Source organism: Micromonospora sp. NPDC085948, from assembly GCF_040686315.1.
Taxonomy (GTDB): domain Bacteria; phylum Actinomycetota; class Actinomycetes; order Mycobacteriales; family Micromonosporaceae; genus Micromonospora.
On the sequence record NZ_JBFBJW010000020.1, the window covers coordinates 37,530 to 50,162 of the forward strand.

The following is a 12,633-nucleotide window of genomic DNA, read 5'->3' on the forward strand; positions in this document are numbered from 1 at the left end:
GGGCGCGGGGTGGCGGGTGGCCACCCCGCGCCCTCGGCTCAGCGCAGCGCGAGCTCCGTCGTGACCGGGGTGTCCCAGTCGATGACGTAGCGCTGCTCGTGGGCGGTGGTCTTCTCCGGGTCCATCACCGTGCGCACCATCAGCGGCATCAGCAGCGGCATCAGCGTCCGGGCAACCGGCCCCGGCGCCTTGGCGTGGTTGATCCGGGCCGCGCGGGCGGCGACCTTCTCCACCCTGGCCCGGCGCAGCCGCACGTACGCGTCGAACGCCGCCGCCACATCCGGCAGGTCCCGAAGGCAGCGGGCGAGCTGCACCGCGCTCTCGATGGCCAGCGAGGCACCCTGACCGGAGCTGTTCGACGGTGCGTGCACCGCGTCGCCGACCAGCACCATCCGGCCCCGGTGCCAGTGCGGCACGGGCGGCATGATCTGCAACGAGCCGGCCACCTGGAGCCCGTCGGCGTCGCTCGTCGCCATCAGCTCCCGGCCCGGGTCGTCGTCGCCGTAGCTGGTACGCAGCGTCTCCCACCACTGTCGCGCCGGTACCGCCCGGGCCTCGACGAGGCTCATCGGCCGCTGCTGCGGCAGGTTCGCGCCCCACCGGGTGCCGCCGCCGGGCTCCGGCCAGTACAGGTAGTAGCCCCGTTGCCCGAACGCGAAGGTCATCGTGCCCGGCGCGACGTCCACCTCGTGCCGGGCGACCGCCTCGAAGCTGAGCAGCCCGGTGAACCGGGGGCCGGGCGCGGCCGGGTCGATGAGTCCGCGGACCGTGGACCGGATGCCGTCCGCGCCGACGAGGATGTCGGCGGTGGCGGTGCTGCCGTCCTCGAACCGGGCCGTCACGCCGCTGTCGCTCTGCTGGGCGTCGACGAGCCGTTTGCCGTACGCGAACGGGACGCCCTCGGCGACCGCCCGGTCGTGCAGCGCCCGGTGCAGCTCGGCCCGGTGCACCACCCGCAGCGGCGGCACCCCGGCCAGCGTGGGCAGGTCGATGCGGCGACGGCCCACGGCCATCGCGCTGCGCTCGATCGGGGTGGCGGCCGCCGTCACCGCCTCGTCCGCGCCGACCAGGCGCAGGGCCGCCACGCCGTTGGGCGCGAGGGCGAGGGTGCCGCCGATGCCGCCGACTCCGCTGGCCGTGGCGGGGTACGCCTCGTAGACGGTGGCGGTGATGCCGGCTCGGCGCAGCGCGAGCGCCGTCACCGGTCCGGCGATGCCGCCGCCGATGACGATCGCGGTTCGTACCGTGGTCATGGTCTCTCCCTGGGTGTGGTCGGTTCGTGCGCGTGCGAACCGACCTGGGAGGGAGCCCGGCTATCCTCTGGTTGCCGCTTCGGGCCGGGTGCCTTCCCAGGTGTCGGTTCGAGGTAAGGGCTCCGGCGGGGTGTTGGCGCACCCCGCCGGAGCCGCTTTGTCAGTCGGTGGTCTCCGCGGTCGGGGTGCTGGTCCTCTCGGCCAGCCCGGTCAGCTCGGCCGGCATCTCGCCGGTCTCGTGGAAGGCCCGCCAGGTGTCCAGGCCCGGATAGCTGCCCGACGTCAGCTCAGCGAGCAGTGCCCGCAGCCAGGTCGCCTCCGCCGCCCGCAGGGCCAGGTCGTACTCCGACTCCACCAGGAACAGCCGCGGGATCTCCCGCAGGTGCGCGTCGAGCGTCTCGCGGTCCCGCCGGAGCGCGTCGTCGAGCAGGTCGAGCCGCTGACGGAGCAGGTCGGTGGCCTCGTCGGGATGCAGCGCGGCGAGGACGGACAACCCGGCCCGGAAGCGGGGATGCTCCGGCATCGGGGTGGAGACCAGCTCGCGGGCCCAGTCCACCAGCTCGGCCCGTCCCGCGTCGGTGATCCGGTAGACGGTGCGTTCCGGGCGTCGGCCCTCGCGAACACTCTCCACCGCGTCGATCAGGTGGTGTTTGTCCAGGTTGCGGATCACCGTGTAGAAGGATCCCCACTTGAACTCCATGTCCTGGTCCTTGCCCCAGGCGCGCAGTGCGGTGGCGATCTCGTACGGGTGCATCGGCCGCTGGACCAGGGCGGACAGCACGGCCAACGCCAGCAGATTGCTGACCTTTCGCCGCTTCGGCACGATGCCCTCCAGGCTCGCTCGCATCCAAATACTCGTCCGCAAGTATACGCACACGAGTAACCCCGTCGCGACCCTGCGCGCGCCGCGGCTCCGTGCGCCTTGGCCCCCGTGCGCCTTGACCGCGTGCTGCGACCCGCGCTCGCGGTGATCGACTCGGTTTCCTTGAGGTCGGGGTGTCCGGGCCGGTGTGACGCACCGATTTCCTGAAAGGCGAGTTGACCACCGCTGCCAGGGAGCGCCTTCCCGGTATGTCGCGGTGTCCCGCCGGGCCGGGATGGGGCGCTCCCCCGCGCCGGGGCGCCTGCCCGCCCGCGCCGGGTTGGGGCGCTCGCCCGTGGCAGGGCCGGGGTGGGGCGCTCGCCCGAGCCGGGGTCGGCGCCCGCCCCGGGTTGAGGTGAGGGCGCTCACCCGGGCCGGGGTAGTCGGTCCCGGCGGTCGGCCTACGATCATCGGGTGGAGGAAGATATCCGGCGGATCGGGATCATGGGTGGCACCTTCGACCCGATCCACCACGGTCACCTCGTCGCGGCCAGTGAGGTGGCGGACCGGTTCGGCCTGGACGAGGTGGTCTTCGTTCCGACCGGGCAGCCGTGGCAGAAGGCCGACGAGCCGGTCAGCCCGGCCGAGGACCGCTACCTGATGACGGTCATCGCCACCGCCTCCAACCCCCGCTTCCAGGTCAGTCGGGTCGACATCGACCGCAGTGGGCCGACCTACACCGTCGACACGCTGCGCGACCTCCAGGCCGAGTACGGCCCCAAGGTGCAGCTGTTCTTCATCACCGGCGCGGACGCCCTGCAACGGATCCTGTCCTGGAAGGATCTGGACGAGATCTTCGAGCTGGCCCATTTCATCGGGGTGACGCGGCCCGGCTTTCCGCTGACCGACAAGCACCTTCCGGCGGATACCGTCAGCCTGATCCAGGTGCCCGCGATGTCCATCTCGTCGACCGACTGCCGCGCCCGGGTGGCCCGAGGTGAGCCGGTCTGGTATTTGGTGCCCGACGGTGTGGTGCAGTACATCGCCAAGCGGAGCCTCTATCAGCGCTGACCACGCCGGATTCCGGCGGTTTTGTGCATTTAACCGACCAGAACTGCACGGTCGGGGCGTCGCCGGGTATGAGACGCTTGGAGGATCGCACGCTTGATCGAAGGAGAACGGTGACAGTTTCCGAACGCGCCCACGAGCTGGCAATGGCGGCCGCCCAGGCCGCCGCTGACAAGAAGGCGCAGGACATCACGATCATCGACGTCGGCGACCAGCTCGCCATCACCGACGCGTTCGTGCTCGCCGCTGCCCCCAACGAGCGTCAGGTGCTGGCCATCGTGGACGCCATCGAGGAGAGCCTGCTCGAGCTGCCGGACAAGGCCAAGCCGGTCCGGCGCGAGGGTGAGCGTGGCGGCCGCTGGGTGCTGCTCGACTACGTCGACATCGTGGTGCACGTCCAGCACACGGAGGAGCGCGAGTTCTACGCGCTCGACCGCCTCTGGAAGGACTGCCCCACCATCCCGTTCGTCGACCGCGACCTGGTCGAGGCCGACGCCAGCGGGTCCGCTGCCGCCGAATGACCCGACTGATCGTCTGGCGGCACGGCAACACCGACTGGAACGCCGCCAACCGTGTCCAGGGGCAGACCGACGTACCCCTCAATGACCTGGGTCGCGACCAGGCCCGCGCCGCCGCGCCGCTGCTCGCGGCGCTGCGCCCCGACGCCATCGTGGCCAGCGACCTGAGCCGCGCCGTGGAGACCGCCGCCGCGCTCGCAGCGTTGACGGGGCTTCCGGTTCGCACCGACGCCCGGCTGCGCGAGCGGCACTTCGGTCAGTGGCAGGGGCTGCACCTCACCGAGGTTGCCGAGCGTTTCCCCGAGGAATACTCCCGCTGGCGGGCCGGCGACCCCGATCCGGGCGCGGATCTGGAGCCTCTGCACGACCTCGGCGAGCGGGTCGGCACCGCGTTGCGCGAAGCAGCCGAGGCGGCACCCGGTGGCACTGTGGTGATCGCCACCCACGGTGGCGGCTCCCGGCAGGGCATCGGTCATCTGCTCGGCTGGGACACCGGCGTGCTGCGCACCATCGGTTCCCTGGCCAACTGCCACTGGAGCGAGCTACGGCACGACGGCCGCGCGCCGGCGATCGGACGTCCGCAGGACGTCCGTGGCTGGCAGTTGCGGGCGCACAACGTCGGCCTGGTCACCGCGCCCGTCACCATCGACGCGATCTGAGCGCTCGCGCTTCGGCGTCCGGGCTCTCGATCGGCTAGCGTGCCGAGCATGCCCGTCGCGGTCGTCATCGACTCCACCGCCTATCTTCCGCCTGAGCTGTTGCAGGCGCACCGGCTGACCGTGGTCCCGCTGACCGTCGTGCTCAACGGCGCGGAGGGGCTGGAGGGGGTGGAAACCCAGCCGGCCGATGCCACCGTGGCGCTGAGCGCCCGGCGGGTCACGGCCACCACCTCCCGCCCGGCGCCCGACCAGTTCGCCCGGACGTACCGTCAACTGCTCGACGCCGGCGCGGACGGAATCGTCTCGGTGCACCTCTCCGCCGCGCTCTCCGGCACGGTTGAGGCCGCGCGCCTGGCCGCGGCCGACCTGGACGGCCGGGTCGAGGTCGTGGACAGCCGTTCCGCCGGCATGGGGCTGGGCTTCCCGGCCATCGCGGCCGCCACCGCCGCCGAGGGCGGCGTCGACCTCGCCGGGGTACGCGACGCGGCGCTCGCGGCGGTCGCCCGCACCGACGTCTACTTCTACGTCGACACGCTGGAGTTTCTCCGCCGAGGTGGCCGGATCAACGCGGCCGAGGCGCTGTTCGGCACCGCCCTGTCCGTCAAGCCGATCATGCACATGCCGGACGGGGCGATCGTGCTGCGCGAGAAGGTCCGCACCGCCAGCCGGGGAGTGGCCCGGCTCGTGGACCTGGCCGTCGAGGCGGCCGGGGACGACGACGTGGATCTCGGGGTGCACCACCTGGCCGCGCCGCAACGGGCCGAGGCGCTGCGAACCGCGCTTACCGAACGGCTCGGTGCACGGCTGCACGACACGTACGTCTCCGAGGCGGGCGCGGTCGTTGGCGCGCACGCCGGTCCGGGGTTGGCCTGCGTGGTCGTCCACCGCCGACCGGGGGGCTGAGCGGTGCTCACGTCGTGTGTGGTGACCGGCGGTGGTCGCGGCGTCGGTCGGGCCGTGGTGGAACGTCTGGTGGCGACCGGTGCCACAGTCGTCGTGTTGGAGCGCGACGCCGATGCGGCCGACTGGTTGGCCGGGCACCCGGCCGCCGACCGGCTCGTCGCGGTGTTCGGCGACGCCGGCGACGAGCGGGTGGCCGAGCACGCCGCCGAGCTGGCCGAACGCGCGGCGCCGCTGACCGGCTGGGTGAACAACGCGGCGGTCTTCCGCGACGCCGCGCTGCACTCCGCGTCGGCCGACACGGTCCTGGACCTGATCGGGCTGAACCTGCGCCCGGCCGTGGTGGGCGCGGCGGTGGCCGTCCGCCGGTTCCTGGCCCGCGCCGCCGGCGGCGCGATCGTCAACGTCTCGTCGCACCAGGCCCGCCGGCCCGTGTCCGGCGCCCTGCCGTACGCGACGGCGAAGGCCGCCGTGGAGGGGCTGACCCGGGCACTGGCCGTGGAGTACGGGAAGCACGGCATCCGCGCCAACGCGGTCGCGCTCGGCTCGATCGCCACCGAACGGCACACCGAATTCCTGGCCACTCAGGAGCCCACCCAGGCCCAGTGGATCGACGCCGAGCTGACCCGGTTGCACCCGGTGGGCCGCATCGGGCGGGCCGAGGAGGTGGCCGAGGCGGTCGCGTACCTGCTGTCGCCCGCGGCGAGCTTCGTCAACGGGGTGACGCTGCCGGTGGACGGGGGACGAGCCGTGCTCGGCCTCGACCCGGAGGCCCGCTGACCGCCCGTGGGACACGGGTGCCGCGCTCGACGCTAGTCGGCGACGATGAATGATCCAGTCCGGGCCGCTGTGTTAGCCTCCGTTTGCGCCCCAGATGGGCCTACCCCCCCGGAGGTTCTGGCTACTTCAGCCACCACGCCGAGATCGACGCGATGTCCGCGTCTCTCGTGCGGGATCCGGGGCGTCGGTGCCCTCGGGGCTTTGTCATCGCTGTGGCTGCGGAGGGCTCTGGGCCTCCGGTCGGGTCAACGGATCGACCGGGAAGAAGACGGTACGGATGACAGTCACGTTCAACCACACAATCATCGCCAGCAAGGACAAGAGCGCGTCGGCCGCGTTCTACCGGGATCTGTTCGAGCTGCCGGAGGCGCCCTCGTGGGGGCCGTTCGCCAACGTGCAACTGGACGAGGGGCAGCTGCTCCAGTTCGCCGAGCCACCGGTGGACATCCAGATGCAGCACTACGCCTTCCTCGTCGACGACGAGTTGTTCGTGCGGTGCCTGGCGTTCGTCGAGGGGCGCGGCATCACGTACTGGGCCGACCCGCAGTTGAAGCGGGAGAGGGAGACCAACACCGAGCACGGTGGGCGGGGCTTCTACTTCTTCGACCCGGCCGGCCACGCCATCGAGGTCATCACCCGGCCGTACCTGTAGTGACCGAGGTCGGCGGCGGCGCACCCGCTCGTCGAGGAAGGGTGTCGGCCCTGGTGCGCATTGCATCGGGCCGGCACCACCCGCCCCACGGTCTGTGCCTGTGGCTGCACTCCATGCCGGGCTCAGGAGCGCTTCTTCGTGGTCCAGACCACGTAGACGGCGCAGGTGACCAGCATGAGGGCGGCGATGGCGGTCCAGGCCCAGCGGGCGAAGGGCTCGTCGGCCACGAAAGCCCGGATGCCGGCCAGGACGGCGAGCGCCAGCGGACCCAAGCCGAACCACTCGGAGTGCTCGGAGAAGGTCAGGTCTTTCCACGCCTGCCGCATGGCACCAGTCTAGATAGGACCATCACTGCTCACGGTGATGCTCCCGGACCGCTCGGACGCGACCGGTCACTCCGGCCGCCTGCGATCATGGCGCGGTGAGTCAATGCTTTCAGGTCGGCGATCTGGTGCTGTGGAACCCGTCCAACACCGTCGCGCAACTGTTCTTCCGCATGACCGAGGCGATGGCGCCGGTTGCCGAGTGCCCGTCTGGAGTCGATCCGGATGTCGATCGGGACGAGTACCAGATCGACCCGGACACCTTCGCGGCATTCGTCGACGTGTTGACCGCGCGGTACCTGTCGACGAACCACCCCATCCTCAAGTCCATGATCGAGGGATATCTGCCGACCGCACTGGTGCTGGTCCGCCGCAGCGGCCTCGACGTCCCGGCCCTTGACCGGCCAGTCACCCGGGCCAGCCGGGACATCTCGCTGTGGGACGCGTTCGACCCGGACGCCGACCGGCAACGGCTCCTGAGCCTGGCGGTGAGTCGCGCGGCGGCAATGCCCGACTGAGACGGCGTAGCCGTGCGGCGGATCCTCGTGTCGCAGCCTGCGAGCTCCGGGTGCTGCTGAGCCCGTTAGCAGATCTGCGCTTGATCAGGGCGTTGTCCACAGTGGCATCCGTTATCCACAGGGCCGCGCCGCCACACCCCGTCGCCTTCGCCGTCGCCCTAGCGTCGCCCTGTGTCGCAGAACGAAGAGACCGAGGTACGCCAGCGCCTGCGCCGGCTGACGGACGCGTCGCTGGACGTGTCGTCACCCCCGGCCGGGGCACCGCTCGCGGGCGTACCTCTGGCTGGGGTGCTGCCGCCGCGGGCCGGGGTGCCGTTGGCGGAGCCGGAAGCGGGCACACCCCTTGCCGTGGACGGCTCGGTGCCCCCGCGGCTGTCCGGGCCTGGCGCGTTCGACCCGGGGCGACGCGGTGTGCGGGCGCTGGCTGTCGTCGCGGCGGTGGTGGTGCTGGCTGCCGCCGGATGGGCCTGGCGGTCCCGGCCACACGCCGAGCCGGTCGCCCCGCTGGGCAGCGAGGCCGTGGCGGCCACTCCGGCGGGCGACCTCAGCGCGTCCGGCTCCGGTGAGCTGGTGGTGGCGGTCGCCGGCAAGGTCCGCAAGCCCGGGTTGGTGCGGTTGCCGGCCGGGTCCCGGCTCGCCGACGCGGTGCAGGCGGCCGGCGGCCCGCTCCCCGGGGTCGACGTGGCGCTGCTCAACCCCGCCCGCAAGGTCACCGACGGCGAGCTGATCGTGGTCGGGGTGACGCCGCCGCCGGGCGGACCAGCGGCGGGCGGGACGGCACCGGCTGTCGGGCCACTGAACCTCAACACCGCCACACTGGCGCAGCTCGACGCGTTGCCCGGCGTCGGGCCGGTGCTCGCCCAGCGCATCCTCGACCATCGGGACCAGCACGGCGGGTTCAAGGCGGTCGGCGACCTGCGTCAGGTCGACGGGATCGGCGACGCGCGGTACGAGCAGCTCAAAGACCTGGTGACGGTGTGAACCGCCGCCCTGCCACCGGCAACCCGTCGCCGCCCGCCGACGGGTTGAGCGGTGCCCGGCACCAGACCTCGCCACCGGATCTGCGGCTCGCCGGGCTCGCCGTGGCCGCCTGGCTCACCGCGCTCGCCGGCCTGCATCTCGGCACCCGATCGCTTCTGCTGGTGGCCGGGATCGCGGCCGTCCTGACCACCTGCGGCGCCCTGCACCTGCTCGATCGCCTCGGCCGTCCCCGGGCCGCCGCGCGCCGTTACGGCTGGATCGCCGTCGCGGTCGGCCTCGGTGTGGTCTGCGCGGGGGCGGCCACCGCGGCCCGGCTCGCCATCCGGGACACGCCACCGATCCGTGCCCTGGCCGAGCAGCGTGCACCGGTCACCGCTGAGGTGGTTGTCCGGGACGATCCACGCCCGATCCGCTCTGCCGGTCGGCCGGGGATACTGCTGGTGCCGAGCGAGCTGGTCCGGCTCACCGGCCCGGACGGCCGCCGACTCCACGCGTCGGTGCGGCTGCTCGTGCTGGCCACCGACCCGGCCTGGCGTGGGCTGCTGCCCGGGCAGCGCGTCACCACCGAGGGCCGACTCGGCGTCCCCCGCGGTGGTGACCTCACCGCGGCGGTGCTCAGCACCAACGACCCGCCCGAGCGGCACGGCACGTCCTCCTGGCCGCAGCGCGCCGCCGGCACCCTGCGTGCCGGCCTGCAACGGGCCTGTGCGCCGCTGCCCGACGACCCGGGCGGGCTGCTGCCGGGGTTGGTCGTGGGGGACACCAGCCGACTGCCACCCTCCGTCGAGGAGGACTTCCAGGCCACCGGGATGACACACCTCAATGCCGTTTCTGGGAGCAATGTCGCCATTGTGGTGGGTGCGGTGTTGTTGCTGGCCCGCTGGGGTCGGGCCGGTCCGTGGCTCGCCGTCGGGCTCTGCGGGGTCGCGCTGGTGGGCTTCGTCATCCTGGTCCGTCCGTCACCGAGCGTCGTACGAGCAGCGACGATGGGGGCGATCGGGCTCGCCGCGCTGGCCGCCGGTCGTCCCCGCGCCGCACTGCCCGCGTTGGCCGCCGCCGTCACCGTCCTGGTGCTGGTGGACCCGGAGTTGGCCGGGGATCCCGGATTCGCGCTCTCCGTGCTTGCCACCGGTGGCCTGCTGCTGCTGGCCACACCCTGGCGGGACGGGTTGCGTCGGCGGGGCGTGCCGCCCGGCCTGGCGGAGGCGCTGGCCGTGCCGGCGGCCGCGCAACTTGCCTGCGGGCCGGTCGTCGCCGGGATCTCCGGCACGGTCAGCCTGGTCGCGGTGCCGGCCAACCTGCTCGCGGTGCCGGCCATCGCGCCCGCGACCGTACTGGGCGTGCTCGCGGCGATGGTGTCGCCGATCTGGCCGCCGGGTGCCGAGTTCGTCGCATGGCTGGCGAGTTGGCCGGCCTGGTGGCTGGTGGTCATCGCCCGCCAGGGCGCGCGGTTGCCGGGCGGCACCCTGCCCTGGCCGGGTGGGTTGCCGGGCGCCCTGCTGCTGACGGTGTTGACCGTCGCGCTGCTGGTCGCGGTGCGACGGCCCCTCGTGCGCCGGCTGGTGGCAGTGGTTGGCGTGGCCTCGGTGCTCGGCGCGCTTCCGGTGCGGTTGGTGTTCGCCGGCTGGCCGCCGCCGGGTTGGGTCGTGGTGGTCTGCGCGGTCGGCCAGGGCGACGCCGTGGTGTTGCCGGTCGCCCCCGGTCGGGCGGTGGTGATCGACGCCGGGCCGGAGCCGAGCGCGGTGGACGGTTGTCTGCGTCGACTCGGCGTACGCGAGGTGCCACTGCTGGTGGTCAGCCACTTCCACGCCGACCACGTGGGTGGAGTGGCCGGGGTGTTCCGGGGGCGACGGGTGGGCGCCGTGTTGGTGCCGTCCTCGACGGATCCGGAGAGCGGCCGGGACCTGGTCCGGGAGGCGGCGACTGTCGGGCGGGCCGCGCTGCTCACCACCGTGGCCGGCGCGCGCCACCCGATCGGGGGCGTCGACCTGCTGGTGCTCGGCCCGCCGTACCCGCTGGCGGGGACCAGGTCCGACCCGAACAACAACTCGCTGGTGTTGCGCGCCACGGTTGGTGGAGTGCGGATCCTGCTGCCCGGGGACGCCGAGACCGAGGAGCAGCACGCGTTGCTGACGCGGACCACGCCCGGCCAGTTGCGGGCGGACGTGTTGAAGGTCGCGCATCACGGGTCGGCGTACCAGGACCCGAGCTTTCTCGACGCGGTAAGACCTGCCGTCGCCCTGGTGCCGGTGGGCAGCGGTAACACCTACGGCCACCCGAACCCGGGGCTGCTCGCCCGACTGGGCAGGGGCGGCACCCGGGTGCTGCGCACCGACACGGACGGTGATGTGGCCGCGGTCCGTACGGGCGAGGGTCTCGCGGTAGCCCGGCGAGGAGTGCCGGCCGGAAGGGGGCAGTGAACCGCGCTGACCGTCCACTCGCTGATCGACTCGGGATCGCTGACCTCGGGGTGTCAACGGTGGTCCGACACCACGGCTTCGTTGATGCCGTGTGGATCACGAACGAGTCTCCGATTAATCGGGCGACTTGTTGACAAAAAGGGGAATTGACTTGGATGTCTGGATTTGCGCTGTGTGCGGGCTGCGCCGACCAAGCAGCGAATGAGCAGGCATGATCCCGACGCCGGCCGTGCGAATATGGGCGGCGTGACCGCCGCCGACCTCGCCCCCATTCTGCTCGTCCTCGGTGACGAGGAGTTGCTCGCCACGCGCGCGGTCACCGAAGCTGTCGCGAAGGTACGCGGCGTCGACCCCGAGGTGGACGTGCGCGAATACCAGGCGAGCGCGCTCACCGTCGGCGAGATCGCCGAGATGCTCAGCCCTTCGCTGTTCGGGGGGCGGCGGCTGCTGGTCCTGCGCTCCGGCCAGGACGCTCGCAAGGACCTGGTCGCCGCGCTCCTGGCGTACGCGAAGAATCCCGACCCGGACGTCCAACTCCTGGTGCTGCACCTGGGCGGCGCCAAGGGCAAGGCGTTCGCCGACGGGCTACGCGCGGCCGGCGCCACGGTGATCCCGGCGACCAAGCTCAAGGGGCACCGCGACCGGGTGGCCTTCGTCCGGGACGAGATCCGCCGAGCCGGCGGGAAGTGCACCGACGACGCCGCCGAGGCGCTCATCGCCGCGGTCGGCAACGACCTGCGCGAGCTGGCCGCCGCCTGCTCCCAACTGATCGCCGACACCGACGGGCGGATCAGCGCCGACGCGGTCGCCCGTTACTACCGGGGCCGGGTCGAGGTGACCGGCTTCACGGTGGCGGACGCCACCATGGTCGGTGACGTGCCGGGGGCACTGGAGGCGCTGCGCTGGGCCCTGCATGTCGGAGTCGACCCGGTGCCCATCGCCGACGCCCTGGCCGACGGGGTACGCACGGTCGCCCGGGTGGCGTCGGCCGGGCGGGGTAACGCGTACCAGCTCGCCAGCAGCCTCGGAATGCCCGCCTGGAAGATCGAACGCGCACAGCGGCAGGGGCGGGGCTGGACACCGGAGGGCCTGGTCCGGGCCATGCAGGTCGCCGCCGAGTGCAACGCGGCAGTCAAGGGGGGCTCCGACGACCGGGCGTACGCCCTGGAGCGTGCCGTCTTCTCGGTTGCGGCGGCCCGGCAGGGCAGCACCAGGTGACGGGTGCGAACCGCCCAGCGTGGGCCAGCATCGCAGTGGATGAGGAGCGGTACCGGCCGCTCTACGCCCGACTCCTCGGTCTGCGGTTCGTCAACCCCGGCGGAGTGCTGTGCTTCCTCTTCTTCGAGGGCGCCATCGCACTGGCGGTGCTGCTCGCCCTCGCCGAACTGGTCAGCTGGTGGGCGGTGCTGGTGTTGCCCGCCGTGGTGGCGGCCATGGTCAAGCTCAACGACATCGTGGCCGCGGTCGTGGTCCGGTCGGCGGCGCTCGTGCCGGAGCAGGAACGGGACCGGTTCCGTCGGCAGATGGAACCTGCGGTCGGGCGAGCCCAGGTGGAGTGGATCTCGCACAGTGTGACCGGGGTCGTCGTGGCGGTGGACGCGTCCACCCCGCGCACCGATGCGCCGAAGCGCCCACCAGCTCAGGCGCAGTAGAGCTGGGAGCGGCACGGCCGCCAGGAGCCAAGGATCTCAGGCCGGTGTTCGCGATGAGACACACGGAAGCCCCGGGCAGATGCCCGGGGCTTTCCGAATCAGTCTGA

The 12,633-nt window shown here is 72.5% G+C and carries 14 protein-coding genes; 11 read left to right on the forward strand and 3 right to left on the reverse strand.

Annotated features, from left to right (window positions below):
- Positions 1-38: 38 nt before the first annotated feature.
- Together AB0O48_RS32365 and AB0O48_RS32370 are read right to left on the reverse strand one after the other, a co-directional pair.
- Positions 39-1,253 carry an FAD-dependent monooxygenase gene (locus AB0O48_RS32365; protein WP_357244224.1) on the reverse strand — a complete coding sequence of 405 codons (1,215 nt, stop codon included), beginning with the start codon at positions 1,251-1,253 and terminating at the stop codon, positions 39-41.
- Positions 1,254-1,413: 160 nt separating this feature from the next.
- Complete coding sequence (locus tag AB0O48_RS32370; protein WP_365069726.1) at positions 1,414-2,100, reverse strand: PadR family transcriptional regulator; 687 nt, start codon at positions 2,098-2,100, stop codon at positions 1,414-1,416.
- A gap of 429 nt (positions 2,101-2,529) precedes the next feature.
- On the opposite strand from AB0O48_RS32370, the gene nadD reads away from it, so the two are divergent.
- The 6 genes from nadD to AB0O48_RS32400 all read left to right on the forward strand — a co-directional run bounded on the left by nadD (position 2,530) and on the right by AB0O48_RS32400 (position 6,632).
- The gene (nadD, locus tag AB0O48_RS32375) at positions 2,530-3,126 is read left to right on the forward strand and encodes a nicotinate-nucleotide adenylyltransferase (protein ID WP_357244230.1); all 597 of its coding nucleotides are present in this window, start codon (positions 2,530-2,532) and stop codon (positions 3,124-3,126) included.
- A 110-nt stretch (positions 3,127-3,236) separates the two neighbouring features.
- Complete coding sequence (rsfS, locus tag AB0O48_RS32380; protein ID WP_357244233.1) at positions 3,237-3,644, forward strand: ribosome silencing factor; 408 nt, start codon at positions 3,237-3,239, stop codon at positions 3,642-3,644.
- Positions 3,641-4,300 carry a histidine phosphatase family protein gene (locus AB0O48_RS32385; protein WP_365069728.1) on the forward strand — a complete coding sequence of 220 codons (660 nt, stop codon included), beginning with the start codon at positions 3,641-3,643 and terminating at the stop codon, positions 4,298-4,300. Before rsfS ends, AB0O48_RS32385 begins: the two co-directional genes overlap by 4 nt.
- Positions 4,301-4,348: 48 nt before the next feature.
- On the forward strand, positions 4,349-5,203 hold the full coding sequence (locus AB0O48_RS32390; protein WP_357244239.1) for a DegV family protein: 855 nt from the start codon (positions 4,349-4,351) through the stop codon (positions 5,201-5,203).
- Positions 5,204-5,206: 3 nt separating this feature from the next.
- On the forward strand, positions 5,207-5,980 hold the full coding sequence (locus AB0O48_RS32395) for an SDR family oxidoreductase (protein ID WP_357244242.1): 774 nt from the start codon (positions 5,207-5,209) through the stop codon (positions 5,978-5,980).
- 277 nt (positions 5,981-6,257) lie between these two features.
- A complete protein-coding gene (locus AB0O48_RS32400; RefSeq protein ID WP_357244245.1) occupies positions 6,258-6,632 on the forward strand; it encodes a VOC family protein in 375 nt (124 codons plus the stop codon).
- A 122-nt stretch (positions 6,633-6,754) separates the two neighbouring features.
- Here AB0O48_RS32400 and AB0O48_RS32405 read toward each other — a convergent pair whose 3' ends face one another.
- Positions 6,755-6,958, reverse strand: coding sequence for a hypothetical protein (locus AB0O48_RS32405; RefSeq protein WP_357244247.1), 204 nt, complete (start codon positions 6,956-6,958; stop codon positions 6,755-6,757).
- A gap of 95 nt (positions 6,959-7,053) precedes the next feature.
- On the opposite strand from AB0O48_RS32405, the gene AB0O48_RS32410 reads away from it, so the two are divergent.
- From AB0O48_RS32410 to AB0O48_RS32430, 5 genes are all read left to right on the forward strand, one after another.
- The gene (locus tag AB0O48_RS32410; RefSeq protein ID WP_357572866.1) at positions 7,054-7,473 is read left to right on the forward strand and encodes a DUF6086 family protein; all 420 of its coding nucleotides are present in this window, start codon (positions 7,054-7,056) and stop codon (positions 7,471-7,473) included.
- Between the two features lie 171 nt (positions 7,474-7,644).
- Positions 7,645-8,454, forward strand: coding sequence for a ComEA family DNA-binding protein (locus tag AB0O48_RS32415; protein WP_357244253.1), 810 nt, complete (start codon positions 7,645-7,647; stop codon positions 8,452-8,454).
- A 44-nt stretch (positions 8,455-8,498) separates the two neighbouring features.
- On the forward strand, positions 8,499-10,874 hold the full coding sequence (locus AB0O48_RS32420; protein ID WP_365069764.1) for a ComEC/Rec2 family competence protein: 2,376 nt from the start codon (positions 8,499-8,501) through the stop codon (positions 10,872-10,874).
- Positions 10,875-11,111: 237 nt separating this feature from the next.
- Complete coding sequence (gene holA, locus AB0O48_RS32425; protein ID WP_357245171.1) at positions 11,112-12,092, forward strand: DNA polymerase III subunit delta; 981 nt, start codon at positions 11,112-11,114, stop codon at positions 12,090-12,092.
- Positions 12,089-12,526, forward strand: coding sequence for a hypothetical protein (locus AB0O48_RS32430; RefSeq protein ID WP_357244408.1), 438 nt, complete (start codon positions 12,089-12,091; stop codon positions 12,524-12,526). Before holA ends, AB0O48_RS32430 begins: the two co-directional genes overlap by 4 nt.
- Positions 12,527-12,633: the final 107 nt, after the last annotated feature.